The sequence below is a fragment of the Lutibacter sp. genome (assembly GCF_040883305.1).
In the GTDB taxonomy this organism is placed as follows: Bacteria; Bacteroidota; Bacteroidia; order Flavobacteriales; family Flavobacteriaceae; genus Lutibacter.
Genome location: NZ_JBFLKT010000271.1, coordinates 1 through 4405 on the forward strand (window position 1 = coordinate 1; position 4405 = coordinate 4405).

4 protein-coding genes are annotated in these 4405 nt (G+C 31.9%); all 4 read right to left on the reverse strand.

Going from position 1 to position 4405, the window contains the following annotated elements:
- On the reverse strand, positions 1-427 hold a 427-nt coding region (locus tag AB1Z17_RS08430; protein ID WP_368051361.1), incomplete at its 3' end, for a nucleotidyl transferase AbiEii/AbiGii toxin family protein.
- Positions 424-1149, reverse strand: coding sequence for a DUF6088 family protein (locus tag AB1Z17_RS08435; protein ID WP_368051362.1), 726 nt, complete (start codon positions 1147-1149; stop codon positions 424-426). The genes AB1Z17_RS08435 and AB1Z17_RS08430, both read right to left, overlap by 4 nt.
- Positions 1150-1327: 178 nt before the next feature.
- Positions 1328-2188, reverse strand: a complete 861-nt coding sequence (locus AB1Z17_RS08440; protein ID WP_368051364.1) for a hypothetical protein — start codon at positions 2186-2188, stop codon at positions 1328-1330.
- Between the two features lie 2 nt (positions 2189-2190).
- Positions 2191-4405 (reverse strand): ATP-binding protein (locus AB1Z17_RS08445; protein WP_368051365.1); only part of this gene is annotated, 2215 nt, incomplete at its 5' end.

Consider the following 4405-nt stretch of genomic DNA (forward strand, 5'->3'; position numbering starts at 1 on the left):
CAATGATAATTGATTCCGGTACCGCTGATTTTTGTTTTTGAGTCAGTGTTACCGGGAATTCATATACAGCTTTTCTAAAGCGTGAACCTTTGCTAGTAACTCCATTTACTTCTTTTTCTGTTAAGTCAGTAGCTATTTCCTTTTCAACTGTTCTGATTAAAGTTTTGATTTTGTTACCGCTTGTTCCAGGAGTAAGAATTACAGCTACATCAACATCCTCCGAAAAGCGGTTTATCAGCTTATGTCCCTTTGATAGAGATGTACCTCCTTTAAATACAACGGAATCTACATACTTGCTTTCAGATAGCCGTTTTAATACCAGGCTAATCCAATAGTCTTTTTCGATAAAATCCGGTGCTATATTAGTATTGTCACTTGTTACCAATATGGCATTGTTAAAAGCTTCTTTGTTAGTATGTAAGTTCATCGTATCCTCCATTTATCTTTTGTTGGAAGTGTTTGTGTTGAAATTGAAAAGCTGTAGGCAGTAGCCGGATTAAGCGATTCATATATAATTTGTGTTCCATTATCAGCCTCAACCATATCAATAAGAGCGCCTGTTAAAGCCCTCGTTGAAGCATTGTATTTTAAAACCAGTTTTTTAAGTTGATTAAGCCTTTCTGGTGCAAGTTCCTTTAAAATGGCAATAAAGCGATTGCAGGATTGGTTTTGGTTTGTGTCAGGTATATCTTTAATAAACCTAATACTATCTAATATCTGTAATAATGGAATATTGTCTTCTGTAATCCTGTTGGCTTGCTTAATAAACCTTATTTTATACATACCACGAGAAATAGCCTTCTTTTCATTATTACAACCAATTTGTATTGTATTGGAAACCTGAGTGGTTAGGAATAATGAATTAAATACTGAAAATCCGGTTAGATAGCCTATTACTTTTTTATCTTTTTGAAGTAAGTCTTTTACTACTTGAAAGGTATCAGGTTTTAATTCCCCAAACTCTGTCATTTGGGGTTTATAGTATCTACCTTTTGAAATTTTACGAAGCTTGCCTTCTTTTACCAATCTGTTTAAAGCAATAATTACAGCATTCGTTTTTTCCGGTTCAAAGCCTAATTCATCATAGGTAAAGACATAACCATCTTTAAATTTGCTTATTACATTCAATATTTCTGCTGTAGTTCTCATACGGTACAAATATAAGATAAAAAGTTAAGTGAAATGTTAATACGGGCAAAAACATTTCAAATGCATGAGGTATATGTCACGTTTTTCCAGGTATAAACGTGACAAATACTTCCTTATAGCTTTTTAAATAAGTTCACATTAGGGTAGTGATACTACCTTAATCATAAAATAAATAAAACTACAAGCCAACTTCAACTAAAACCTCCTGCTCCAAACACTTTTTATATTTATGAAACAGTGAGATTAAATTTTCTATATCGCTATTTAAGTTCAAGGCTACAGAAGCATTTGATTTATATTGAGAGTCATACAATCCTTTGTTGCCATACTTAATTATTAATTCCTCTATATTTTGAGGAATAAAGAAAGATGCTTTGTTTTTAAGGTGTTGCAAATACTCATCTCTGAAAATACGAATGCCTTCAAAGTCAAAATCGCCAAAATGCAGGTATTTGTTAGGTATGCTTTGTAGCCAGGTTACTAAATCTTTGGATTGAGGATAACGACTAACAAACAAAATAGTTTCTGCTTCGAATAGATGAGCTTGTTTACCAATAAACCTAAAGTTCTCAGGATTCTCTATACCAACAATAAGTGTTTCCGCCTGGATATTAAAATCCTCAAAATTATGAATGTAGGTGTATGTTCCTTCTAGTGGTTCAATTACAAATTTGAGTCCCTTAATCCTTGCTTGAACTGGGTAAAAACAATTGACAAGAAACCCTTTAAAAGTCCTTCTTGTTGATGACTTTGAATTAGAAGAAGCAATTATATTTTCAACTCTTGTAAGACCACTTTCCTCATTGTTGATGTAAGTTTTAAGGTCATTTATGCCTAAGTGACTACTCATGAAATTGATAACAGCTTCCGGTTTTGCTGTAAATATGGTTTTCCGACTTCTGCCCTGTAATTTTATATTCAAGATTCCATCTTCTATCATCTGATTAATCACTTTACTTTTCAATTGTCCATAAGGTATGCTCTCACCTTGAATGAGCAATTGAATTTTTCTCGCTATGTTAATGGATATTTTATCCATAATTATTCAACTAATACAGGGTTTGAGATAATTCGCTTTATCTTAGATTGTTTGCTATCATCCTTACTAATTTTATAGATATGTCGATAGTTCAGCGGAGTACTTTCGGTAGGTGAACCATTAATCAATAATATGTTTCTATCATTAGCAAAATTCAGGATTCCTTTCACATTATTAGGGTGCAATTTTCCAATTTCATCCATCATACAATGAAGCTTAAAATCCTTGAATTTTCTTGAAGCTCCCTCTTTAAATACATTCAGGAGCATAATGTTAATCATGGCTTTAACTAAGACATCAGTGCCTTCTGAACCAACATTTGATAATTTTTCAACCCATCCGGTGTCGTTCCCATTTTCTTCAACTCTAAATGATAATTCAAAAGAATCCGTTAATTGAATTACAGAATCCTTTGCCTGATTTATTTCCCGAACCAGTTGTTTTAAAAGTTCAACTGCCTTCTCATTGTTTTTATCCTGATCAACACCTGAAAAAAGGTTGGCAGCCCCAAGGCTTAAGGAATTGTCATCATTAAATTCCTTTATCTTCTTTAGTAACATTACAGCGGTATTCTTGCTGTCTGTAATATCTAATTCAATGTTGTTAATTGCTGTAACAAAGTTTTTTTGTCTGAAATCAGCATTGATTTTATTAATAATTTTCTTAATCTCACCTGTTTTGGAAATTAACATAGTAGTTTCTTTTCCAACAGAACTTATGATGTAAGCAAAACGCTCATTCGTTCTTTTTTCAAACTGGTTTATTTTACCCTCCTCAATAAAATCGCTTAACTCTTCCGCCCAATTTATAAATTCTTCTATTTCAATTAACTTAGATGGAAAATTGAAAATATTTCCTTCCGAGAAGTGAGACAGGAACTTGTCGATACTTTCCCTGAGTTCCTGATGTTTATTTGTTACTTTACTATTGTTATCGATAATATCATCAATAATATCGACAGCCGTTTTACTATTGCTTATTGGCTGTATTGTACTTTTAGTGCTTTCAAAAAATTCGAGAGCAGATGAGCCTGTTTGTTTGGCATATTTTTCCTCATCGTTTTGGAAACAAATTATTTTTGCTTCTATTTCAGTTATACCTTCCTGAATATCTGTAATTTTTTTGGAGAAGGTTTTGTTCAAAGTGGAGAATTCATTTTGCGTATGTGTTAACTTTTCTTCAAGAACCTTTATTTCATTTTTAAAGTCCTTTTCCTTATCGAACAGCTCCCTTTTATCTTTATAATAATCGCTTACTGAATTTCGGTTTTTTTCAATGAAAGCTAATTCATTCTCAACAGTAATAATTTGCTTTTCAATTTCTGAAAGACGTCCGGTATCGGCTCCTTTGTTATCCAATTCATTATTTCTTTCGGATTTAAGGATAATAATCTTTTCAGCAATTAGCCTTTTCCGTTCTATTATTTGTTGTTGTAACTCCTGAATTTTAGCATTGTTCTCAGCTTTTAATTCATTGATTCTTCTTGTCTTTTCCTTCTGTTTTATTTCTTTGTTCTTTCTCAGCTTAGTCTTACAGGTTTCATAATCTTTATACGCTTCCTGTTTAATAACTATCGCTTTATCTATTTCAACTTGAATTTTCTCTATCGCATCAAGTTTTTCATTTAAAGCTTTATTTGTGAAACTGTTCTTATCCAATTCAAATTTTTCTATTTGCTTTGTCAATTGCTCACACAAATATTCAGCCTGTCTTGCTTTTTCTTTAAGTCCTTTTATTTTTGGCAGATTTCTACGTTGTATATTATCCAAATCCTTTTCTAATACAACTGTAATATCTTGTATATCTTTTTGATAATGTTCAATACTATCGTTTAACTTGTTCAACTCAAACCGAAAATCATCTATGGTTTTAATTTTTAAATCAATCTCATTCAGGTTGATTTCGATGCCATAAATTGAAGAAGAATCATTATGTAGTTTTGGCGATAATCCATCCTGGAATAAGAGTTTTTCATCGATAATTTTTCCAATTGTATTTTCCCAACCAGGCTTATTTTGATTTAACCACCCATAGAGCGAATCTTTGCTTTTGTTGATTCTATCTTCTATTTCATCCTTATGTAGTCGTATTGTATCTAGTTCTTCTTGTAATTTCTCCTTCTTTCGTTCACTGTTTTTTTCTATTTCCGACTTTTCGTAATTCCATTTAGTTTGCAGTGTCTCAAATTGTTGTTTGTAACTAATAATATTGTTAGAC